Origin of the sequence: Pseudoalteromonas sp. APAL1, assembly GCF_021532475.1 — a bacterium.
GTDB classification, from domain to species: domain Bacteria; phylum Pseudomonadota; class Gammaproteobacteria; order Enterobacterales; family Alteromonadaceae; genus Pseudoalteromonas; species Pseudoalteromonas lipolytica_C.
Genome location: NZ_JAKGAW010000007.1, coordinates 59357 through 83003 on the forward strand (window position 1 = coordinate 59357; position 23647 = coordinate 83003).

The window sequence follows — 23647 nt, forward strand, 5'->3', positions numbered from 1 at the left end:
CAACGATTAATGGGGCTAGCAGAGAAAGAATCTTTTAAGTTAACTATGATCAGTAAAAATCGCCCATAAAAAAAGCGAGCCGAAGGCTCGCTTTTTTAAAACCATAACTGGCTATGTAAACTAATTACTTAGTTTTTACACGGTCAGCGTCAGATTTAGAGTAGTAAACACCAGTTACATCGATGTCAGCAGTTGGAGAGTTAACTACTACTTTGATGTGTGCATTACCAGTTACACCGCTTTCTGCAGCGAATGCTTTAACTTCTTGAGAGATGTTAGTAGTCGCTTTAGGAGTAGCTGTAGCTGTAAGTGTTTTAGTGTAAGTTTTGCCGTCAGCTGTGATATCTACAGTGATTGCACCAGCAACAGAACCAGTGTTAGAAACATTGATTGACTGTGCGTACTGAGTACCAAATGGCATGAATACGATGTTTTCATCGAAACCATTTAGAGTCCAAGAACCAGCTGAAGCTGAAGCCATTGCTTTAGTTGAAGCAGTACCAGCAGCAGTGTTGTACTTGATTGTTGAATCAACAGTGAACTTTTGTGTAGATAGGATAGGCGCTTTAGAGTTTGCTTTACCTAATACAGTGAAAGTAGCTGTCATAGCTTCTGCAGTGTTACCAGCAGCGTCAGCAACAGTTACAGTGATTGCGTCACCAGCTGTGTTGATTGTGCTTGTGTAAGTGTCTGCAGTACCAGTTGCTTTGAATGCAGCAGCTAGTTCAGTAGCGCTAACACCAGTAGTGCCGTCAGTGTCCATCCAAGAGAAGTCACCTTTGATCACGTGAGTAGCACCAGTGTATGCTGCGTCATGAGTACCAGCAGTAGCAACTACTGGAGTTACTTCTAGTACGTCAGTAGTGATAGTGTCGTTACCAGCAGTGAATTGCTTACGCTCGTTTTCAACGTCGATTACACCGTTAAGTAATTTAGTAACTGAAGAGCTAAGTTGAGCTTTAGAAGTTACAACAGTTGAAGTCGCTGTACCAACGTTGTCTAGGTCTAGACCAGTTGATGTTTTAGCAGCGTAAGTTAATTTAATATCACCAGCAGCGTCTGTTACTGTAGTAGTTTTAAGAAGCGCACCGTTTAATAGGAAGTTCTTACCGCTGAATACTTCAACTGGTGAAGGAACTGCAGTTACACGGAAAGTAGCTGTAGTAGCAGTTTTAGATAACAAACCAACAGTTGGGTTGTTAGTAAAACCAGAGAAAGTGATAGCAGGGTTAGATGTAGTATCGAACTCAGCACCTGTTAAAGTGATAGTGAATGTATCACCTACAGCGTATTCTGCAGCTAAATTGATTGTAAGCTCAGGTACAGCAACAGTTGTTTGACCAACAGCACCTTCTAAAGATACAACAGAAGGAGTAGCTGAAGTAGTCGCAGCGTTTGCGCCAAATGCAGCAACGCCTAAAGCAACTGCTAGTAATGATTTTTTGAACATTATATATTCTCCAAAGTTTCATGAAACAGGAACGTTCATTGTTCCTTTTTTTTTAGTATGAATGACCATGCACCATAGGCCGTCACCTAAGTGACTACTAGTCGAATTCAGATTCAGTCTAATGAATGTTAGTTTATTGTCAAGTAATTAACAGTCGTTACACTAACTTAATTATATTACCGTTTTATGTAATCTATGTACACTATTTAAAAGCCTTAATTTTCATAAGGTTAAATTCGTACTCTAATTTTAAGTAAAAAAAAAAGCCTTTCGTTACAATTGTTTACAATACCCATTTTGTATACATTTTAACCTATACATACTTTGTCAATTTATTTGCAAAACTATCTTAACAATAGCTCATAAAATTAATTCGTACCAAAGCGCCCCCTTTAAGGTTAAAACACACACAAAAGGACCAATTTATTTTAATGTGCAATTAAATTTTACTACTGTACAGCATTTTTCGTAGTTTCAGGCAATTTAAGCTCATTTAAGCCCTGCTTGAATTGCTCATACACACTTTCCCACTCAGCCGTTGAACCGATAATTCGTGGAGTAACTAGCACGACTAACTCTGTCTTCGTTTTGTTGTTGTTAGTACTGTCAAAAAGCTTTCCGAATAATGGGATGGTTGAGAAAAATGGCACTGTTTTATCACCCAAGGTGCTATTTTCACTGATCAAACCACCTAACATAATTGTTTGACCATCTGCCGCTATAACTTCTGTTTGTAAGCTTCGTTCAAAAACAATAGGGTTACCTTCGGCACCAGTACCATCTGCTTGGTTACTTATTTCTTGGGCGATTTCCATAACCACCACACCTTTTGCATTAACTGTTGGGGTAACTTTTAAATCGATACCTGTTTCAAGGTAGTCGACAGATGAGCGAGATCCAACGGTTGTATCTGTAATTATTTCTCCAACAACAGGGATGCGATCACCCACGCTAATTGTTGCCTCAACGCCGTCTCTGACTGCCAGCGTTGGTCGTGATAGGACATTGACATAATTGTTTGTTTGCAACAAATTAACGGCTAACTTTCCTGTTGTTCCACTTAGAGCGTAAGTCAGGCCACTGCTATTCGATTGCAAATTAAACCCTCCAACAGTCGTCGCTCCCATATTTGTCAATGCAAACTCAACACCTTGTTTAAACTCATCAGTTAAGCTTACCTCTGCAATCATTACTTCAAGCATAATTTGCTTTGGCATAATGTCTAGGCGCTTGATCATAGGTAATAAATTACGGTATGCATCACCCGTTGTTTTGAAGATCAATGAGTTTGAACGCTCATCAACTACCATCTTCATACCTTCAGTTTGGACAGAAATATTACTTGGGGCTTGTCGCTTATTTGATTGTTTATTGTTTTGAATTTGCTGGTTTTGGCTGCTTGCTGAAGTGCTACTTCCTAGAGGTTCAGATGAATTCCCTACTAATAAGTTTTGTAAACTTGTACCTAAATCGACTGCTCTGGCAAATTCAGGCACAAAAACAAAGTATTGCTCTTGATTACCGTCAGCTGGCTGATCAAGCTTCTTAGCCCAAAACGTAGCTCGCTTTAGAAAGTCTTTATTATTTGTAAAAAAGACCATAGTATTAATACGTTCAAGAGGCACGATTGAAATGGCTTGTTCGGTTGTGGCATTAATACTGACCGAGATCCCTTCTTGTTTCATCAAGTCTTGTAAAAGCTTGCTCAGTTGGTCTACAGGTACAAAACTAGATTTGTACATACCGATTGATCGATTACGAAATGCTGGTTGATCAACCAACTGCATAAACTCAAGCGCCTTCACTATATCGTTACGCTTACCTTTAAACATAATGGCATGTTGTTCAAACATAGGTTGCGCATTTACGTTAGTGAGCTGACGAATTGTATTAGCAAGCGGAGTTTGCATTCCTGCTTTGAAAGGCGCTAATTGTATTATTTCATTTGCGGTGTTTGGAACATCCTCAGGGTTTGCACCATATCCGTATACTAGATTATTCGCGATGCCCCCCTCAGTCTGGTGAATGTAATAAATACCGTCTTGAAAACGAATTACAATATTACGCTCTTGCAGCATTTGCTCACTAAGAGAGAACAATTTACGTTTGCTGAGCGGATCTTGCAGATTTAAGGTAACTTGAGCTTTACTGTTATTTAGCTGTTCACCCAAAATATAATTAACATTTAATAATTCACCAAAAACATAGTGTAAGTAGTCTTTAATTAAAAGGCTGTCTGCCGTTAACTTAACTTGTTCAACATCGCTAAACTTACTCGCAAGGTCTGTTTGCTCTGACTTTAGCCTACTGTCGTTTTGTAGCGCCTCAACGTACACAATACCTTGACTAGGAGGAGCTACTTGTTCAGCGCCAGTGGTGCTTTCTACTTCACCTGCTGCGATTTTATTTGTTTGTACTTTTTCTAAATACGATGGTGTAGGTGTAATTCCACCACTACTTCTAGCGCAACCCGTTAGCACACTCATCGTCACTATGCCTAAAAAAAGAACCTTGCTGTGTTTCATAAATTATCCAGACACTATAACTATTTGTTTATTAACCACGTTTATACATGATTAAAGTAATGTTTTGTTGATCTTTACTAAGCTCAACCTCGGTATTTGACAGTATTTTTAAGCTATAGCCATGCACTGTTTGCATGTCATTATATTTGACAAGCTGGCTACTACTATCATTGATATCTTTTTGTTCTATAAGCACATACGGCTTACTTGTGAATATAACGGCCTTTAACCTAAGCTCATAATTATCTGCAAATACAGTAATCAATTCGCCATTTTGTTCTGCTTGTTTAGCGGCTGATAAGCCCTTTTCTTGTACTTTACTGCTTTGCTCTGGCTGAGTGTATTTTTTATACACTTCCTCTAACCCTTGTTTTGAACTATCAGAGAGTAAAGGAAGAGGAACTTCAACTAAACTTTGCTGACTAAAGTCACTATCTTTTTCAGTTGATTTTAAGCTTAAACGACTATTGAAATCTGCTACTAAAATTAACGCAATTACAACAATCGAGATTAGTAACGCTTTATTCATTACGCTTCTCCTTGTTGCATGTAAAAACTTAATTCAATTGTGCCATCAACCTGCCCTAACTCCTGCTCACTTTGCCCTTTAATGCGCATATTAAAGTCGCTTACTTGGATAGTTGGAGTGCTTGTTTCAAGTTCAACTAATATCTTTTGAAAGTTTAATAACTTACCGCTTATATTCAGTGTTAGTTGATGGCGCATTAATGTGTTATCTGCAACCTTTAAACTTACTAACCAATTACTGTTATTTATTTGCAATTGATGTTTTGCCATTAACTGTTCAACTTGTTGCTGCATGGCCAATTTAAACTCTGTATCTTTTTGAGGTGCTACAAATAAACGATTAATTTGCTCAAGCTGCTGAGTTATTTGCTGTTGCTGAGCATCAATTGCTGTTTGATTTTCGATCACACTTTGTGATTTAGCGGCACGCTTTTGCAAGTTACTAATCAAATTAACCTGCTCTGCTTGCCAATCAACTAAAGGCACAACGATAAACTTCAAGACAAGTAATACCCCTATAATTCCTAAGGCAACTTGCTGCTTTGGTTCAAGTTTATTCATTTCCCCTCCTGATTAGAGGCAAATGAAGTTACCTGATCGTCATGTGTGTTTAACATAAAGCTGATAACAAAGCTTTCACCACCGCGCTCCTTGCGTGATGGATAATCAAATCTAGCATCTTCGACCCGCTTATCTTTCATTATGGTAGCAAGCACATCTGTTGCTCTATTTGCTTTACCTCTTAAAACAAATCGCCCCTCTTGCCAACTGATACTGCTAAGTTGTGTATTCTCAAATAAATCGCTTATAACTAAAAAAACGGGGCTAGTAATTGAAAATTGCTGTAATAATTGCTGACGCTGTTGGAGTGCCTCACTACTTGTTAAGTATGCATTCAAAGTATTTAGTGCAGTATTAACGGATGACTTGTTGGTTTCGAGTTGATTCTCTAATTGATATGTTTTGTAAAAAAGGTAAGTGCTTGTTAAAAGTGCGTATGTAACAAATAACCCAGCAAATAGACCACTGTAACGTAGCGCAATGCGTTTATTAAATACATTGTTTGGTAAGCTAAAAAATGTCTGTAGATATTGTTTTGGAAGTGCATATAAGCCTTTAATTATACGAGCTGTATACTCTTGTTCCGTGTCTACACTGATAACCTTTTTTAATGGAATACCAAACATACTTGTGAAGCGGTCTGGGGTATTTATTAGTTTACTCACCAGCAACGAACAGACATTGTTTTGATGTTTAGTAACGAAGCTAGCCGTTTTAACTTGATTAGAAATGACTTCACCATTTGTCACTGTTTGGCTCAAAAGAAGTGATTCAGGCAATGTGATCCAGGCTTTAGGAAGATACTCAGCAAAACGCCACTGCATTACTTGGCTTTGCTCTGCTTCAATTTGCGTTACTAATGTATGGGTTATGCCTTGTTGCTCTGTATTTTTTAGATCTATTGCAATTAATTGTTTTAGCTCTTTCTTATTGCCAATTGGATAAGTAGATAATTGCTCATTGTAATGTTGGCGACCAACAATAAGTAAACATTTAGTTTCTTCATTGTTTGATGCTGGCTTTAAAGCAAATTGCTGATGTTGATCTAGTACAAGCTGGTAAGGTTGATCGGTATAAAAAGCAACCACTTTGCACAGCCATTTTTTCAGCAATAACTTAATATTATTATTAATCATTATGTTCTCTACCGAGCCTTTACAGCTAGTTTATTCACCACTGGATCTTTTGTTGGTTGTAGATGATAGTAAGTTGTTTTGGTTACTACCGCTTCTCCAACCTTAGCTGTTAACGTTATTTTGAATAAATTGGATGGATATAAAATAATATCGCCACTCTCAGATATACCCGTTGCACGCACAAAATCATTAACTGTTAACCTGTTAGCCCTGCGTTGCATAATAACATATTTTGCAACATCTTCGCTCAATAAAGCGTATAGCAGGGTATCGGGTGAATTCATCGGATTGAAGGCACCTTTTTTATATTGTGTTGTATTATTTGCAAGTACTTTCAATTGTGCTGGTTGCAAACCTAAATGGCTTAGTTCTTCGATATCATGAATTGCGGCATATCGAGCTACTACATCATGATTAATATAATCAGAGCGCCCTTCTAAATTTTGCCACGCTATTATCTGTAGCATTGCAAGCTGGGCATCATAATCATTTAAACCACTGTAGGTCAACAACCGCTTTAAACGTGTCTTATCTGGGTAGTGGATGTTTAACAAACCACGTAAGTCTTGCAACTGAACTTCTACATTATTTGTTGTTTTAAAAGGCTCTCCATGAAAATTCCAATATGTGATAAGCGGATTATTAATCGGCGGAATAGCCATTGGTGTGAGTTTTTCAGTGAGTAATGAAAATAATATGCTCGCCTCAGCATTGTTAAGCTCAACTAAAGCTTGTGCTTTATCAACCATCATAGTTGCATTTTTAACTTGTTGGCGTGCTGACTGAGTAAAATACAAAGCTAAAATAGACACTACAGCAACAATTAGTAGTACTTGTACTAATGCAATACCTCGCTGTTTCATCACAGCTCTCCCGTTTGTATGTAATTACCATACCAACGATTTGGCTCTTGATCTAACTGAAAATAAAAGTCCATTGGTTGTTGATTTTTTATTAGTGTCAACCTTACTTTCTGAGGCGTTAGTTGTTGTTCTAAGCCAGAGTATGTAGCCTGCCAAGTAGGTGTTGAACCCGGCTCTTGCAACGCTTTTTGCTCTAAGCTTTCCCAACCGAAATAGCTAAATGTAACGCTATCTAAATCGCTAAGTAGCGTTTTTTGACTCGTAAATTCTATGTTCTGCTCTGAGTTAATTAGCAACATGTCAGCACTCGAAATTGCTTGGTAAACAAGGTCAAAACGTCCCTGCTTATTTTGCACAGCGGTTAATCTGACTAATTCAGGGTTTTGCGTATCTTCAAAACCACTTTTTGTCATCACTAATAAACTATCTTCACCACCAACAAAAAACATTTCTGGCCGGCCTTTGCTATTTTTTATTAGGTACGGCTCAACCCCCTCTAATAAGTTCTTTAAAATGTAAATTGCTTTTGTTTGCTCAATATCGTGCTCAAAGCTACCTAATTCTTTATCCCAACGAGAAGCAAGCTGCATATAAACATAATTACCAGTGAACATAATGAGTGATAGCAATGTCACTGAAATTAATAATTCAATTAATGTAAAGCCTTGCTGTTTACGCATCATGCCAGCTCACTTCATTTAAAATGTAGTTTTTCTCAATCCCGTTACGTTTAATAATAAGAGAAATACGCCAGAGCTTGATTTGCTTTTTATCTGCTATTTCTTCTGCAAACTCTAGCGCCATAGTTTCATTAATAATAACTTTACTTTGCACTACTGAGGCTTGCCATTGATATTCAACTCCCCAAGCATTACCTTGCTCTGATAGTTGTGATTGTTCTGAAGATGCAGTTTGGATCTGCTGTTGAATGCGCGATATTAATGCAGGTAGATTTGCGACTACATTAACATGATTACTTGCTTTCTCACTTGCAATAAATGCCCCTCGGTAAATAAGTGAAACCGCTGCAAGCGAAGAGAAAAGAATAATAGTAGCGATAAGAAGCTCAATTAATGTAAAGCCTATCTGTTTTTTTTGTTTCATCTTGGTGTTGGTTGCAGACTAATCATTAATGGTTCACCACGTACATAACCCTGAATTTCGTTAGGAGAAGTGAGTCCGTTTTTATTAAAGTTAACCCACTGAGCTTCAAATCGTAATGACTCAAGCTTTTTGGTTTTTATTATTTCTTGTTCATCAAGGCTGTACAAACTAAGCGTGTCATCTTTCAATTCAAGTCGATACGCCCTCGACTCTATAAATGATTGAAAAGCAATGCTTTTAATCCAGTTTCGCGTTTCAAGTAGCTCAGTTCTTGCTGCACTTTTGTCGACAGCTTTAACCGAGATTGGCGCTACAACTGAAAGTAATAAGGAAACAATACTTAATACAATGATTAACTCGATCAAGGTAAAGCCGTATGCAAATTTATTATTTGCGCCCGTCATTAGAAACCAACATCATTTAAAGAGATCATACTCATCAACATGATGACAACGATACCGCCGACAAATCCACCCATAAATAAAATCATTAAGGGCTCGATTAATGATGTCATATTATCCGTCCAAGTTTCAAAATCTTGTCGTGAACGGTTAGCTATTTCATCAAATACAATATCTAGGTTTCCTGACTCTTCACCCACCTCAAGCAGTGAAATATAAAATGGCGGATATAATGATGTTTGCTGCAATGTTGGAGTTAACTGACTACCACGTTTTACTTTTTTACGCGCAATATTCATTTCGTGATTTAACACATGGTTTTTTATATTACCTGCAGCAAGCTCCAACGCCTGATCAATAGGGACGCCAGCTTTCAGCATTAAACTCAAACCACTATTAAATCGAATTCGTTCAACAGTAATAGATGCATTAGCAATAACGGGTAATTTTAATGCTGTTTTATGCCACCAACGTTGAAAATCAGCTTGTTTACTTGCCCATATTAATGCTGGCACTGATAACATAACAGCCAAGGCTAAAAATACCTGATAGTTTCCCATCCACTCACTAATAGATAACATTAGCTGTGTATACCAAGGAAGAGTACTCAACTGACCAAACATATCGGCCATTTTTGGAATAATGAAATTGAATATAAAAAAGATACTCAGTATACAAACAAATAAGATAACGAAAGGATAAGTAAGTGAACCTATAATTTTTCGTTGTAGTTCACGTTTAAACTTAAGATCTTTGGCAATACCAGCAAATATTTCGCTTAAGTTTCCTGAGGCTTCACCTAATTCTATTAAGTTACAATATAAATTATCAAAGACATCGGGGTAAGCTCGGAGCGCTTGGGAAAGACTACTCCCCTTTTTGATGCTGCTGCTTATATTAGCAAGCATTTGTGCCAAAGAGGCCTTTGCTTTTGTTCGTCTTATTATATCGAGGCCGCGATCAATTCTTACCCCTGTTGCAAGTAATAAACTTAACTCAGCAGTCAAGAACTCTAGATCCGCTAACGATACTTTGCTTTGAAACAAAAGCCCTAAAGATGATTTTTTTTGTTCTTCATTAACTGAATATGGCAGTAGCTTTTGCGCTTTTAACTTACTAATTGCATCTTGCTCTGAGGTTGCTTCAATAAGCCCCTCTGATTTGGCGCCAGATGAGTCATAGGCTTTGTAATTAAACAGTGCCATTAGCCTGCTACCCGTATAACTTCATCTATTGTTGTATAACCTAATACAGCTTTATGTAGTCCATCTTCTAGTAAAGTACGACGATTAAGCGAATGATTATGCTTTTTAGCTTTTGGAATAAAATCAGCGTCTTTTGGCATCGCTTTGATTTCATTATCACAACGCAAATACTCTGTTACAGCCATGCGTCCTTTGTAGCCAGTGTGAGCACAGTGTTCACAGCCTTTTCCTCGAACTAAGTTAATCTTGTCTAGATCAAAACGTTCAGCAAACTGAACTAGGTTGTATTTTTCTATCAATGTTTGTGCGTCAGGATCTGGCTCACTACATTGACTACACACTTTACGTGCCAATCGTTGTGCAACAATTGATACAAGCGCAGCATTAAGTAAAAACTCTTCAACCCCAAGATCGAGTAATCGAGTATATGCACTCGCTGCATCATTAGTATGGACAGTACTAAACACTAAGTGACCGGTTAGTGCTGACTGTAATGCAATTTGCGCTGTTTCTTTATCACGAATTTCACCCAACATAATAACGTCTGGATCCTGACGTACAATTGAGCGAAGACCTGCAGAGAAGTCAAATCCTATATCACTATTAACTTGCACCTGATTAATACCTGGTAATTGGTATTCTACCGGGTCTTCTAAGGTAATAATTTTTACATCATCATTATTAAGGGCATTTAAAAATGTATATAAGGTGGTTGTTTTACCTGAACCGGTTGGGCCTGTTAATAATACAACCCCTGCAGTTGTTTTAATATCTTGGCGGATCAGCTCATTGATGTCATCTGATAGACCCAGAACTGACATATCATAACGCACGTTTTCTTTTCTTAGAAAACGCATAACAACCGATTCACCATCATTTAATGGTAATGACGATACACGAATATCAAGCTCTTGATTGGCAATTTTCATTTCGATTTTGCCATCTTGCGGGCGGCGCTTTTCAGCGATATCCATACCCGACAAGATTTTCAAACGCGTAATTATTGGCAATTGTTTACGAGCCGAAATAGTTTCAGCTTCATGCAACACACCGTCAATTCTAAAACGCGCCCTATAGCGTCCCTGATAAGGCTCTAAGTGCATATCTGATGCACCTTGACGTAATGCTCTACTAATTAATGAATTTAGTAGGTTTACAGTGGGCGCCTCTGTGGCTAATTCTTTTAGACGTTCTTCTTCATCTAAAGGGCTATTATCATCAATATCTGTTAAAGGTTCTTCGTATTTCGCAGCCAGTAATTGAATATCAACTTCATTCGCAATGAATAATGAATAAGATTGGTTATTTTTACTTAACCAATCATTCATCACTTGATTCAATGGATCTTTACATGCAAAAGAAATATGTTCTTGATTATCAGTTATTGGTAACCAGCTTTGCTCAACAAACATATCAAGCGTGGGCTTATCGATGACTAGTGCAGAAAAGTTAGCGTACTGTTCACTGGTAAACAGTGGGATACCTAAATATTCACTTAGTAACAAAGGAACTTGATCTTCTGGCAAGCTCCCCATGTTTACAAGTACTTGTTCTAACCTTCCGCTATATTTTGCCTGATAATTTAAGGCTCGTGTAAGATCTTGAGGGTCAACACTAAACTTTTCTATAAGTAAATCATGTAATTGCATTATTGATGTATTATATCCGCGTTGTTGTCGGTACCACCCTCTTTACCATCACTACCGTATGATTTTAGCGCGTATGGATTTCCATTTTCACCTGGGGTCTTGTATACATAAGGGTTTCCCCAAGGATCTAACGGGATATCTTTCGGTAAATAAGGACCATCCCAACGTGGATCATCACTTTTACGTAACTGAGAAAGTTCTGTTGGGTATTTACCTAAATCAAGTCGATAAGTATCAATAGCGGTTTCGAATGATGACATTTGTGCAGCTGCTATTTTACGCTCTGATGAACTTAACTTAGAAAAAAACTTAGGCGCGACCAGTGACATTAAAAGCCCTAAGATGACAATAACAACAAGTAGCTCCATCATCGTAAAACCATTATTTTTTTTCATAAAACTCTCTTTAAATTTAGTTATTTTTTGACGTCTATTTTTTTTCGTCTAAGAAACCGTGCTACTTTCCAACAGTGTTGTAGTGCTAAAGAATAAAACACAAATACAATCAAAAATAGGGCAAGCATTATCCATTCAGGAACATTTAAAACTTCCCCTAGGATACCAACACCGCTCAAAATTATGGCAAAAAACAATATTGAGCTCAACGCCCTGCGAGGACTAAAACCTACTCGCATAAAGATATGGTGTAAATGATCGCGGTCAGCACTAAACGGCGATAGCCCCTTACGTTTACGGCGAATTATAATGGCCATCATATCCATTAAAGGTACACCAATAATCCATAACGCTGTTACAGGTCTAAATGCTGATTCGGTTGTCTGAGTGCCTACCATTAAAAACCAAATAACACTTAAACCAATAAACATAGAACCCGCATCACCCATGAAAATCTTCTTATTTCTATGGCCTTTAACACCTAAGTTAAACGCTAAATAAGGTAGTACGGTCGCAACAATAATAAGCGGTAAATAAACCAAAGCATAGTTACCACTAAACAGCATTAAAATAAAAACAGATAATAAGGTGAGAATACTGAGCGAACCAGCTAAACCGTCAATGCCATCGATCATATTAAAGGCATTAATACAAGCTATGACACTAATCACTGTAAATATTATACCAAACCAACCAAGGTCAATATCACCCATTAAAAATAGATTGCCCAGATTATGAATGTATATTTCACTACTGTAGATCATCACAAGAGCAACTAGAACTTGGACGCCTAATCTAATTTTTACACCTAATTGACGGTAATCATCTATAACACCCAAAACTACAATGACCGCAGCACAAGCTAAGTAACTTACAATTTTCACTGTCAGTGGGTGAAATGCCATAATCGAAATTGCTACAGCCAAAAAGATAGACAACCCTCCAATTAAAGGAATGGTGCCGGTATGCTGTTTACGCAGACATGGTTTATCGACTAAGCCAAATTTTACAGCTAATGGCGTAATCGCCAAAATTATGATGTATGAAAAAACAAATGCAAACATCAATGTTATGAATTCAAAGGTCATTATGAAGCCTTAATTAAGAAACATACTTCATTGTTATAATGAACTGATAGCCGCTACAGCTACGCCCATTTGATACACTATTTGCGTTGCAGTGCTCCAAAGAGTCAGGTTATCAATATAATCAGAATCTAAAGGTACTACTATAGTATCACCTGGCGATAACTGAAAATTATTATTAACCGCAAACCAAGACCCTTCATTTGGCACTTCAATTAAACCACTTGCCTTAATGATATAAATACGGTCTTCATCAGCACGTTGCTTTAAACCACCGCTGCGGCTTAAATAGTCATTAAGGCTAAGCTCTTCCTGATAAAGGTGTGAACCAGAAAAGTTAACCTCACCTACAACACTTACACTTGAGCGTTTTGAAGGTACATATAGTACATCTTGATCTTCTACCTCTAAATGACGTTGACCATTCATAATTGCAGGTAGATCAATAACCAAACGACCAACAGCCCTAACATTCGCTAAGTCATTTATTAAATTATTCATATCTTGATACGATAATGACGCATCTGTAATAGAGTTATTAAAACTTTTAGAAGCAATATCTCGGCGTAAGTCTTCAGACAACTTCTTTAGTTGTTGCTGCTGCTGTTTTCGAGTTTCTTCACGCGTAAAAATAGCCCCCTCAGGATAAGAAAACTCTGTAAAACCGCCTGCGCGCTCAATTACTTCGGCTAAGGTTTCCCCTTTTGAAATACTATAAACACCAGGGAATTTTACTTCGCCAACAATATTAATTTTTCTATCTTGCTGCCAATTTGGAATCGGGTAAATATTAATTGTATCTTTGCTTTGTAACTCAAATGATGAACTAGACTCATCATTAACTAACCTAGATAAATCAATACTAATATGTTCCAAATTAGATTTTCCTGCAAAGCGAGTTACTTCAGCACTTTTCAGGTAGGCAGATTCTTTTAGGCCACCAGCAGCTAGAAGCGCTCCTTTCACTGACGCATTCACAGGTTTTGGATATACACCTTCGTAAAATACTTCACCACGGATACCTATAATTTGTAATCCGTCATCAGAGTTTGCTTGCTGATTCAGTTTAGCCAAAATAGGTTTAAGCAACCTTTTTCTACTAAAGACAGCATACTCATGCTCTTCTAATTCTTCCTTATTTGTGAGCAATTCAGTAATAGAAAGAACTTCTTGCTCTTTTTCTTTAGAGAGTGTCTCAGCTAGTTCCTTATCCAACGCTGAACCAAGATCGATAAATTCATAAAACTTTCGCTCTTCGTACTCATCCCAAAGCTTGATTTTTTCTTGTTGTTTTAACTGCTCTTTAGTTAAAGCCATGCCTGCAAGGGCATTTTCTTCACTTTCTAAAGATTGGAAACGACTAAATACAACAACAATATCGCGAGGCTTTAGCTCCAGGTCTTCTTCACCACTTACTGCATTTATGAGGGAAAATTGATGTAACTCAATATCACCACGTAAATTAGTCTCGCGAACAATTAATGAATAATCATAGTCTGCAATTGGTAGTAAATCTGCTTTTAGAGAACCAAAAAGCTGGCTGACAGTTTTTCCTTCATGCCAAGCATAGTTGCCTGGATGAGCAACAGCACCAAGCAGAGTTACGGCATTGTCTAATTCTTTACTAGAAGATGGAACGCGAATTACATCTCCATCATTTGGTTTATATGCATCTCTTTTAGATAAGTTGAGTTGCAGAACGGTTCTCGAACTATTACCTGTGTAGCGTTCTACAACTGTTTTCTGCGGATATGCAGCGGCATTAAAACCACCAGCCATGGCTATTAGATCTTGACTAGATTCATTTTTTTTAAGCTCAAAAATGGCTGGTCTACGTACTTCACCTTCAACACTCACTCGCATACCAACTGGTGGAATAAATACAACATCACCTGGCTTTAAAATGACATCATTACTACTATCACCTTTTATCAATAGGTTATATAAGTCGAGAGTTGTTACTGTTTTTCCCGCACGCTTTAATTGTATATTTCGAAGAGAACCTATTTCTGAAATACCACCACTTACAAATAAAGCATGAGTGATTGAAGCTAATGAAGGAACAGTATAAGCACCAGGCTTGTATGCTTCACCTAAAACCATAATACGGATTGAACGTGTTTTACCCATTGATACATAAGCTTCAGTACCAATAATCTCTTGTTTAACCTTTGCTTTAATTAATTCGACAACATCACTGTATTGCATACCACTAACTGTGACTGGCTTAAGCTTACTAATCGTTAGGCGACCTTCACGGTCTATTATAACCTCTTCTGCAGACGTTTCTTTACCAAACAAATTGATAGTAAAAGTATCACCAGGCCCAACAATGTAAGAATCAGGCACTAGAGCACTTTCTGACGGCGCAAACGTGGTCGGTTCACCAGAAAAAAGTTCATAGCCAAATGGTTTAAGCTTATCTTCTTCAGGTTTGAACTTCTCTTCTGCTGAAATCTGTTTGTTATCTTCATCATCGTTAAACATGCCTCTAGGCATTACAGTATCTGTGACTTCATTCTCAGATTGGTTTTCGTTTTGACCTGCCGAACCCAACATACTGAGGTCTAAGCCATACTTCTTAGCAAGTGCTTCTTGTTGAGATTTAGGGAGTTTTTTAAATTGTTCGATTTGTTGCTTAGTTGGAGTGACTGAATGAGCTTCAGTAATAAATAAAAGCGAGATAAAAAGCGCGATTACAAGTCTAAAAAACTTCACAAAGTTTCCCTTCTAAGAAAATAAAGATAACCGCGGCATACTACATCATTTTATAAGCAAAAAAAATGGGTAAACAAGTTTACCCATTTATTATTAACTTAAAAATTAGAAACTATACACAAGCGTCAATGACGTTTCTGTATCTGTGTTTTCTTTATCATCGGCAACATCTGAGTTGTGGGTGATGTTATATGCCACTTTCATTTGCAGTGAGCCGTTGATTTTAGCAAGAATTGCAGACTCTGAACGTGTTTTGGTGTTGGTATCACCGTATTCAACTGATACTAACTGAGTAAAACGTGCACTGTCTGAAATTTGCCAGTTGTAATCAACTTTACCTAGTGCGATTACTTCACCTTCGCGCTCACCAGCAAGCGAATTACCGTTGTCATCAACTTCAGTGCTGTCATCTGGGTATTGGAAGTACTTATAACCCGGACCGACTTCAGCATTAAGCCACATGTCAGAGCGGTCGATTAAACGTAAACCATAACCCGCTGAGATAACTGACTCGTTGCGGTATGCACCAAAGTAATCAGATACGTGTGAGCCGTAGATGAATAAATGTGAGTGCTTTTCGTTTAACTTATAGTTACCTTGTGCAGAGATTGAGTACTTTTCGTTAGTACGTTGTGTTTCTTTAACACCTTGGTCGTTTTCGATCTCATCTTCTTTATAAAGACCGTCTAACTTGTACTCGTTATTCCAGTTTTCTAGGTTATGTAAAACCTTGATACCACCTTTTAGTGTGGTTGTTTCAGTGTTACCGCTTGTTACAATAGCACCTAACTCACTGGTTACATCCCAAGTTTTGGTTTCATCTGCTGCGAATGCGCTAGTTGCAGCTGAGGCTGCAACTAGAATTGATAAAGCTTTTAATTTCATTAAAAAATAACCTTTACTACTTTAAGTTCGACTTATTAGTCTTCTTTATGCAAATGAACATCCATTTGCGGGAATGGGATGGTGATGTTGGCATCATCTAATGCGATCTTAATGTTTTCCATTAGATCGAAATACGTTGGCCAGTAATCAGCTGAGTTAACCCATGGGCGAACGACAAAGTTTACACTTGAATCTGCAAGTTCAGATACAGCTACTGTGTATGCTGGGTCTTTTAATAAGCGCTCTTCTTTATCTAACACTGATTTAAGAACCGCTTTTGCTTCTTTTAAGTCTGCATCGTAACCAACACCGATTACTAAATCGATACGACGAGTTGATTCACGAGAGAAATTGGTAATTGGGCTGCCCATAATTGATGAGTTAGGCATGATAATTACTTTGTTATCAGGTGTACGCAATTCTGTAGAGAAAATTTCGATTTTCTTAACTGTGCCAGCTTTACCGCCAGCTTCTACATAGTCACCTGATTTGAATGGGCGAAGTAAAATGATTAAAACACCTGATGCAAAGTTAGACAGTGAACCTTGCAATGCTAAACCTACTGCTAAACCAGCAGCACCTAAAATAGCAATGAATGAAGTAGTTTCAATACCTAATTGAGATAGTGCCATTAAGATTGTTGCAGCAAATACAATTGCATAGACAATGCTAGCAACAAATGAACCTACAGCTTTATCTACTTTCTTTTTATCAAATGCTTTTTCGGTTAAGCCTTCGCAGAATTTAGCGATGCGACCACCGATGAAGAAAATGATTAGCGCTAGAACCGCCTGAACGGCGTAATGTATGATTAAACCTGAATTCTCGTTGATCCAGTTCATTATTGTATCCATGTTCTCTCCTGAAGTTCATTTTTAGCATAACGCTGTACAAATTATATATGATCTTTGGTTAAAAAATCATTAAATTACGCGCAAAACTAAGAAATGAGTATTTGCCTAATTACAAAAAACGCAAGTCTAATCTGCAAAACTGAACGCCCGCTGACCAAGGTGGCGATTCTGAATTTTCTGAGGCAAGTAAGTTTTTTCTACTTTTTTCAATTTAGGGCTTCACAAGCTAAACTTAATTATGTAATATGCGCGCCACACCAAACGAGGTGTATCTCAGTGGCGGCTGTAGCTCAGTTGGTAGAGCCCCGGATTGTGATTCCGGTTGTCGTGGGTTCAAGCCCCATCAGTCGCCCCACTTCTCCCCCTTTTTAAATTCTCTTATTTTCTATTTTAATTTCATTATTAAGTTTTATCTTTAACGCCTATTTTCAATTCTAAAAGCCGTCAGCTTTGGCTGTTCGGGGTTGTTTGTGGTTCAATATTTCTTTTGCACAAAGAGAAGTGAATGAGAAGAAAATGAGGAAGTAATAATAATGCTTTTTTGTTTTCCTCTAAGCGAAGTGCCCTCTTATCCTCTTTGTGATCATTTGGTTTTCTCTGAGTAGCGCGCAGCGCCTCTGTGTTCTCTGTGGTTCAAATGTTTTTGCACAATATGCACAAAGAGAAGTGAACGAGAAGATAAAGAGGAAACCACAATATTACTTTCTCTTAAGCGAAGCGTCTCATAATCTCTTTGTGATCATTTGGTTTCTCTGTGAAGCGCGCAGCGCCTCTGTGTTCTCTGTGGTTCAATATTTCTTTTTCACAAAGAGAAGTGAATGAGAAAAGAATGAGGAAACCACAATATTACTTTCTCTTAAGCGAAGCGTCCATATTCTCTTTGGAACATTTGGTTTCTCTGTGTAGCGCGCAGCGCCTCTGTGTTCTCTGTGGTTCAATATTTCTTTTGCACAAAGAGAAGTGAATGAGGAAACCACAATATTACTTTCTCTTAAGCGAAGCGTCTCATAATCTCTTTGTGATAATTTGGTTTCTCTGTGTAGCGCGGCTCTTAAACTGCAGGCAAAAAAATGCCACCTTTCGGTGGCATTACACACGGGATTATTTCTATTTACTAGAAATGCTTTTCAAAGTTCAAGGCTGTGCACTTTACACCTAACCTCTAACCCATAATTACTTCCAACTTTTCATCTTGTGACCTTTAACAGCATAGAAAAGTATGAATAAATAACAAGGCAACATTACAATATAAGCCATTTGTTGTGCTTCTGCGCTTTTTACGCCGCCACTTGCCAAACCCCAAAATAACGGGCCGAATGCGCCACCAGCTATGCCCATTATAAGTAGACCTGAGCCTACACTAGTTAGCTTACCTAAACCAGATAATGCTAGCGGCCAAACTGCAGGCCATACAATGGCGTTAGCAAAGCCTAGCACAGCAATGAGCAATAGTGTATCAGGCAGTACCGATTTTAGGCCAAGCAGTGTTGATATAAATACAGTTTCATTATTACCAGTAACAATCGCTAGAGTTAACACACAACCTAATACAGCAGAAATAGTCAACGCTGCTTGCTGTGATAACACGCGTGGGATAAGTAACACCCCTAAAAAGTAACCTAGCACCATACAACCCATAGTGTATGACGTCATTACACTATATTTTTCAACACCTAATGACAACGCAAAGCTACCAATCGTATCACCGGCAATTACTTCAACGGCCACATAAACAAAAAGTGCCACAATGCCTAATGCAAGACTTGGATGGCTCAGCGCTTCTTTTACTTGCCCCGGTTTTTGTTCATCAGAATCATCGATCAACTCTGGCAATGGCATTTTAGTAACCGCAAAACCAAGTATACCAATAAAAATTGCCATCCCTAAATACGGTAATATTAAACCATTTGCCATAGCATCAATATCAGTTTGGCTAAGCTCTTTACCTACAAAGCCTTTAAAATCACTGAGTATCAGTGCGGTAAACACGATTGGTGCTACAACACCGGCACCTTTATTTAATATACCCATAATACTAACGCGAGCCGCAGCTGATTCTTCTGGGCCAATTCTTACGACGTATGGATTAACCGCTGTTTGTAGCAATGTTTGCCCTGCACCCATCACAAGCTGTGCAAATAAAAATAGTGCAAACACCTGCGTTTTTGCAGCAGGAATAAATAGTAAACCAGCCACCATCATGGTCGCCATACCTAGCGCCATACCATTTTTATAGCCTACCTTTCTGATGATCATTGCTGAAGGTAGAGCCGTAAAAGTCACGGCGATATAAAACGAGAAAATAATCAGCGATGCCTGAAACGGTGAAAGCTGCAAAACTTGCTGTAAAAACGGCATCAATGAGCCATTTAACCACGTAGCAAAACCCAGTATAAAAAACAGCGTGGCAACAATCGCCATAGGCACAATACTGCTCTGTTTATTCGTTTCTGACATAACATTTCCCACTCACAGCACACAGCGATTCTGCAATACTGTTCATTCAGATGATTATATAAAAGAGATATTAAATATTTATAACACTATCGCAACAAAAATGACAGCGCTGACATGCTTATTTAGATACCGTAGCCATGAAATTTATTTCGCTCGAAGGTTTATTCACAAAGAGAAGTGAATGAGAAAAGAATGAGAAAGCCAAAACATTACTTTCTCTTAAGCGTAGCGCTCTCTTATACTCTTTGTGATCATTTGGTTTTCTCTGTGTAGCGCGCAGCGCCTCTGTGCACTCTGTGGTTCAATAATTTTTTGCACAAAGAGAAGTGAATGAGAAGAGAATGAGTAAACCTAAACATTACTTTCTCTTAAGCGCAGCGCCCTCTCATCCTCTTTGTAATCATTTGGTTTTCTCTGTGTAGCGCGCAGCGCCTCTGTGCACTTTGTGGTTCAATAATTTTTTTGCACAAAGAGAAGTGAATGAGTAAACCTAAACATTACTTTCTCTTAAGCGTAGCGTCCTCTTATCCTCTTTATAATCATTTGGTTTTCTCTGTGTAGCGTGCAGCACCTCTGCGCACTCTGTGGTTCAATAATTTTTTGCACAGTGTAGCGCGCAGCGCCTCTGTGCACTCTGTGGTTCAATAATTTTTTACACAAAGAGAAGTAAATGAGAAGAGAATGAGTAAACCTAAACATTACTTTCTCTAAAGCGTAGCGCTCTCTTATACTCTTTGTGATCATTTGGTTTTCTCTGTGTAGCGCGCAGCGCCTCTGCGCAATCAGTGGTTCAATAATTTTTTGCACAAAGAGAAGTGAATGAGAAGAGAATGAGAGAGCCAAAACATTACTTTCTCTTAAGCGCAGCGCCCTCTTATCCTCTTTGTAATCATTTGGTTTTCTTTGTGTAGCGCGCAGCGCCTCTGTGCACTCTGTGGTTCAATAATTTTTTCCACAAAGAGAAGTGAATGAGAAAAGAATGAGGAAAACAAAAAATGACGCCTACGTTTTTCTGTAAGCGTCACATTTATTTATCGCAAAAACATTACTCACCAACAACGGTCACGCGGCTGGTTTGCTGTGCGTTCAAGCGGGTGCGTAAAGCAACTTTTGCATTATTATCAACCTTTACTGGCTCAACGTAAGTTTCCCAGCTTTGGCCGTTATCTAGGCTGTACTCAATGCTCAAATAAGCAAATGCGCTGTTGGCGTATAATTTACCATCTTCAATCACACCGCCAGGTACTGGTAAATGCAGGTTGATGCCGTCTTTAGCTAACTTATTAAGCTCTTTTAAACCGACTGCACTTGAGAACTCAGCCCAGTCTTTTGCTTGTTTTTTACTATCGACGTTTTCGCCTTCCCAATCGGCTTTATGCCATGCGCGCTCTGCTACTGATAAAATACGCGGGAAGATCATTGCTAATACTTGATCTTCAGTACGGATTGTTTCTGACCATACCTGACCTTGCATACCCAGAATATTCTCAGGCTTTTCAAGTTTAGGTAACGGGCGACCAACCAACGCTTCTAAATTAACGATTGGCTCACGAGTGCGAGTGTAATCGGCATTTGCATACACGTCATCAGGCATGTAATTAAAGGCTTTTTTAGTATCTGTGTAACGAGTTGCCCAGTAATAACCACGCTCTTGTGGGCTTGCTTCGTATGGGTGGTCAAAGTACAAATGCGTACCGTGTGATAACACCACTTGGTAACCAGCATTTGCTAGGCGGTATGCTCTATCGGCAACGCCCCATTCCCAAATGTTATCCCAAGTATTAACGGTAAAGGTTTTATTAGGAAATTCATCTCGTTTAAATGGGTTTTCACGGTCATACATGATGCCATCTTCCCAAATACCCGGAGAAATACCGCGCTTTTCAAGTAAGGTTGCAACACGTTGTGTGAAGTAAGGTTTTAAATCAGCTGGGCCAGATACACCGTTATTAGGATCGGCAAATAGCGCCTGACAGATTGGCGAGCCTATCCACGAACCAGCACCGACTTCATCACCACCAATATGCAAGTTCTTTAGCTGAACACCTGCTTCGCGATACATCTGCTGAAGTTCATAGGTCACTTTATCTAAAAATGCGTAGGTTGAGTCCATACACACATTCATTGAGTTATCTTTGTAGTTTTGTACCGTCATGTACACAGAGGTATCTTTTGGATCAGTAAGCAAGTATTGCGTTGCCGGCCCCATATCTATGTGTTGAATTTCTTTGTTTGCAGAGCGCGTTTTAATGTTGTTTTTTGTCGCTTTCTCAGCTTCTTCTAACATGTTGTGATAACGCGCTTCCATCGCTTTGATTGAGGCACGCGCATGGCCTGGGCCTTCAACTTCAGGGATGATTTGAATGTGACGGTCTTTCGCAAACTTTAATAGCTCAACAAACTCATCACGTTTCAAATAACCATTACCTGAGCCTGATTTAAATGGCCCTGTGCCAAGCTGAGTTAATAAACACTCGCGCTCCTCTAAATCAAAGCAGCGATAGCCACCAACGTCGGTAAGCTCTGGTAGACCTGGGATCTCAAGTCGCCAGCCTTCATCTTCTGAAAAGTGCCAGTGTAGCTTATTCATTTTATAGCGAGCCATTTGCTCAACCAGCTTGAACATTGCTTCTTTGCCATGATAGTTACGACCATTATCGTAATGCATACCACGCCAACCATAACGCGGTGAGTCTTCAAGTTCTAACTGCGGTAAGCTGGCACTGCCTTGGCTATTTGCAGGAATGAGGTTCAATAAGCTTTGCATCGCATAAAACACACCGGCGTTATCGCTACCTACGATAGTGATCACTTCATCATCAATCTCTAGAGTGTAGCTTTCAGCTTTTGCATTATTGAGTTTAGGGTCAACTTTTAAGCGAATAACTTTGTCTTTGCCAATATTGATGTGATCAGGCTGTGCTTTAAGGCTAATGCCGTAGTCATCCTGTAAGTCTTGCATAAACACCATAACTTCGTGTTTAAGCTGACCTTGATAACTGATTTGCCAATTATAATTAAGTGTTGCGCTACCACGATTAAACTCAACTTTGCGAGGCTTCGGAATAATACGCTTTAAGGCATCGTCTTTACTAACCGACACCTTATCAGCGTTATTTCGTTCGTAGCGTACTTTTGCCGTTGCTAAAACCGATAAATCTTTTGGCTCATTGTAACGACGTAACTGGTTTTCGCGGGTAAATGGCGTAACAAACTGTTTAAAGTCTTCAGTGTCAGTGTTGGCAAATACGGCTGGTTTATTCTTACCTGAAACAAAAAATGCCCGTGGCATAAAGTCACTGTAAGCAACAATCCAAACTTGTGCATCAAATGGCAGCTCCAAGCTTTCACCTGCGGCTAAACCTTTAAATGAGCTCGTTGGTACGATGCGATGTAAATCGCCATTAACATGTTCAATATTTAGGCCCGCGACATGCTCGGTTGAGATTTTACGAACTGAGTGAATATAAAGCTGCCAGTCACTTTCGCCCGCAGGCAACGCCACATTAGAGCCATTATTAAGGGTAATTTTTCCTAAAAAGCCCGCATCTTTATTACGAAAGTTATCTTCAACCGAAAACAGCAGTTCGGTGCCTTTCGCAAACTGATCAACTTGCGATTGAGTTAATGCTGCACTTGCCATTAAAGGTGCAGTCGCTAGCATTACCGCGAATAGTGACTTCTTAAAATCCATTACTTTCTCCTCGTTTATGCCCTGAGTGTACGATATTTCTGCGTATTATTTTTCATTTTTGTTAATAATTCGTTCCTATCATATAAAAACTAAAATGACAGCGCTATCATTTTATGAAAATAAAGGTGAGGAGTTGA

General features: G+C 38.6%; 18 protein-coding genes and 1 tRNA gene. 1 reads left to right on the top strand and 18 read right to left on the bottom strand.

Features of this window, described 5'->3' with window-relative positions; all coding sequences use genetic code 11:
- Positions 1-124 precede the first annotated feature (124 nt).
- The 16 genes from L1264_RS05245 to L1264_RS05320 form a co-directional block, all read right to left on the bottom strand.
- Positions 125-1450 (bottom strand): hypothetical protein, encoded by a 1326-nt coding sequence (locus tag L1264_RS05245; protein WP_235403730.1) that lies wholly within the window; start codon positions 1448-1450, stop codon positions 125-127.
- Positions 1451-1899: 449 nt separating this feature from the next.
- Positions 1900-3975: a secretin N-terminal domain-containing protein gene (locus L1264_RS05250; protein WP_235403732.1), complete on the bottom strand. Its 2076-nt coding sequence runs from the start codon at positions 3973-3975 to the stop codon at positions 1900-1902.
- Between the two features lie 31 nt (positions 3976-4006).
- Positions 4007-4504 (bottom strand): hypothetical protein, encoded by a 498-nt coding sequence (locus L1264_RS05255; RefSeq protein ID WP_235403734.1) that lies wholly within the window; start codon positions 4502-4504, stop codon positions 4007-4009.
- Positions 4504-5064, bottom strand: coding sequence for a GspMb/PilO family protein (locus L1264_RS05260; RefSeq protein WP_199527066.1), 561 nt, complete (start codon positions 5062-5064; stop codon positions 4504-4506). Before L1264_RS05260 ends, L1264_RS05255 begins: the two co-directional genes overlap by 1 nt.
- Positions 5061-6200, bottom strand: a complete 1140-nt coding sequence (locus L1264_RS05265; RefSeq protein WP_235403736.1) for a hypothetical protein — start codon at positions 6198-6200, stop codon at positions 5061-5063. Before L1264_RS05265 ends, L1264_RS05260 begins: the two co-directional genes overlap by 4 nt.
- Positions 6201-6208: 8 nt before the next feature.
- Entirely contained in the window at positions 6209-7066 is an 858-nt protein-coding gene (locus tag L1264_RS05270) for a hypothetical protein (RefSeq protein ID WP_328255632.1), read from the bottom strand.
- Positions 7063-7746, bottom strand: a complete 684-nt coding sequence (locus L1264_RS05275; RefSeq protein ID WP_199527069.1) for a PulJ/GspJ family protein — start codon at positions 7744-7746, stop codon at positions 7063-7065. The genes L1264_RS05270 and L1264_RS05275 overlap by 4 nt, the downstream gene beginning before the upstream one ends.
- A complete protein-coding gene (locus L1264_RS05280) occupies positions 7736-8167 on the bottom strand; it encodes a PulJ/GspJ family protein (RefSeq protein WP_235403737.1) in 432 nt (143 codons plus the stop codon). Before L1264_RS05280 ends, L1264_RS05275 begins: the two co-directional genes overlap by 11 nt.
- Positions 8164-8571, bottom strand: a complete 408-nt coding sequence (locus L1264_RS05285; RefSeq protein WP_235403738.1) for a prepilin-type N-terminal cleavage/methylation domain-containing protein — start codon at positions 8569-8571, stop codon at positions 8164-8166. The genes L1264_RS05280 and L1264_RS05285 overlap by 4 nt, the downstream gene beginning before the upstream one ends.
- Complete coding sequence (locus L1264_RS05290; RefSeq protein ID WP_235403739.1) at positions 8571-9773, bottom strand: type II secretion system F family protein; 1203 nt, start codon at positions 9771-9773, stop codon at positions 8571-8573. Before L1264_RS05290 ends, L1264_RS05285 begins: the two co-directional genes overlap by 1 nt.
- Positions 9773-11422, bottom strand: coding sequence for a GspE/PulE family protein (locus L1264_RS05295; protein WP_235403740.1), 1650 nt, complete (start codon positions 11420-11422; stop codon positions 9773-9775). The genes L1264_RS05290 and L1264_RS05295 overlap by 1 nt, the downstream gene beginning before the upstream one ends.
- On the bottom strand, positions 11422-11817 hold the full coding sequence (gene gspG / locus L1264_RS05300) for a type II secretion system major pseudopilin GspG (protein WP_199527074.1): 396 nt from the start codon (positions 11815-11817) through the stop codon (positions 11422-11424). The genes L1264_RS05295 and gspG overlap by 1 nt, the downstream gene beginning before the upstream one ends.
- 20 nt (positions 11818-11837) lie before the next feature.
- Entirely contained in the window at positions 11838-12905 is a 1068-nt protein-coding gene (wecA, locus tag L1264_RS05305; RefSeq protein ID WP_199527075.1) for a UDP-N-acetylglucosamine--undecaprenyl-phosphate N-acetylglucosaminephosphotransferase, read from the bottom strand.
- Positions 12906-12938: 33 nt separating this feature from the next.
- Positions 12939-15620, bottom strand: coding sequence for an SLBB domain-containing protein (locus L1264_RS05310; RefSeq protein WP_235403741.1), 2682 nt, complete (start codon positions 15618-15620; stop codon positions 12939-12941).
- A 105-nt stretch (positions 15621-15725) separates the two neighbouring features.
- On the bottom strand, positions 15726-16505 hold the full coding sequence (locus L1264_RS05315; RefSeq protein WP_135923335.1) for a DUF481 domain-containing protein: 780 nt from the start codon (positions 16503-16505) through the stop codon (positions 15726-15728).
- A 35-nt stretch (positions 16506-16540) separates the two neighbouring features.
- The gene (locus tag L1264_RS05320) at positions 16541-17359 is read right to left on the bottom strand and encodes a mechanosensitive ion channel family protein (RefSeq protein ID WP_054563554.1); all 819 of its coding nucleotides are present in this window, start codon (positions 17357-17359) and stop codon (positions 16541-16543) included.
- A 279-nt stretch (positions 17360-17638) separates the two neighbouring features.
- Here L1264_RS05320 and L1264_RS05325 point away from each other — a divergent pair.
- Positions 17639-17714 (top strand) — tRNA-His (locus L1264_RS05325).
- Between the two features lie 818 nt (positions 17715-18532).
- Here L1264_RS05325 and nagP read toward each other — a convergent pair.
- A complete protein-coding gene (gene nagP, locus L1264_RS05330) occupies positions 18533-19816 on the bottom strand; it encodes an N-acetylglucosamine MFS transporter NagP (RefSeq protein ID WP_235403742.1) in 1284 nt (427 codons plus the stop codon).
- 1045 nt (positions 19817-20861) lie between these two features.
- Positions 20862-23510: a family 20 glycosylhydrolase gene (locus tag L1264_RS05335; RefSeq protein WP_235403744.1), complete on the bottom strand. Its 2649-nt coding sequence runs from the start codon at positions 23508-23510 to the stop codon at positions 20862-20864.
- Positions 23511-23647 lie beyond the last annotated feature (137 nt).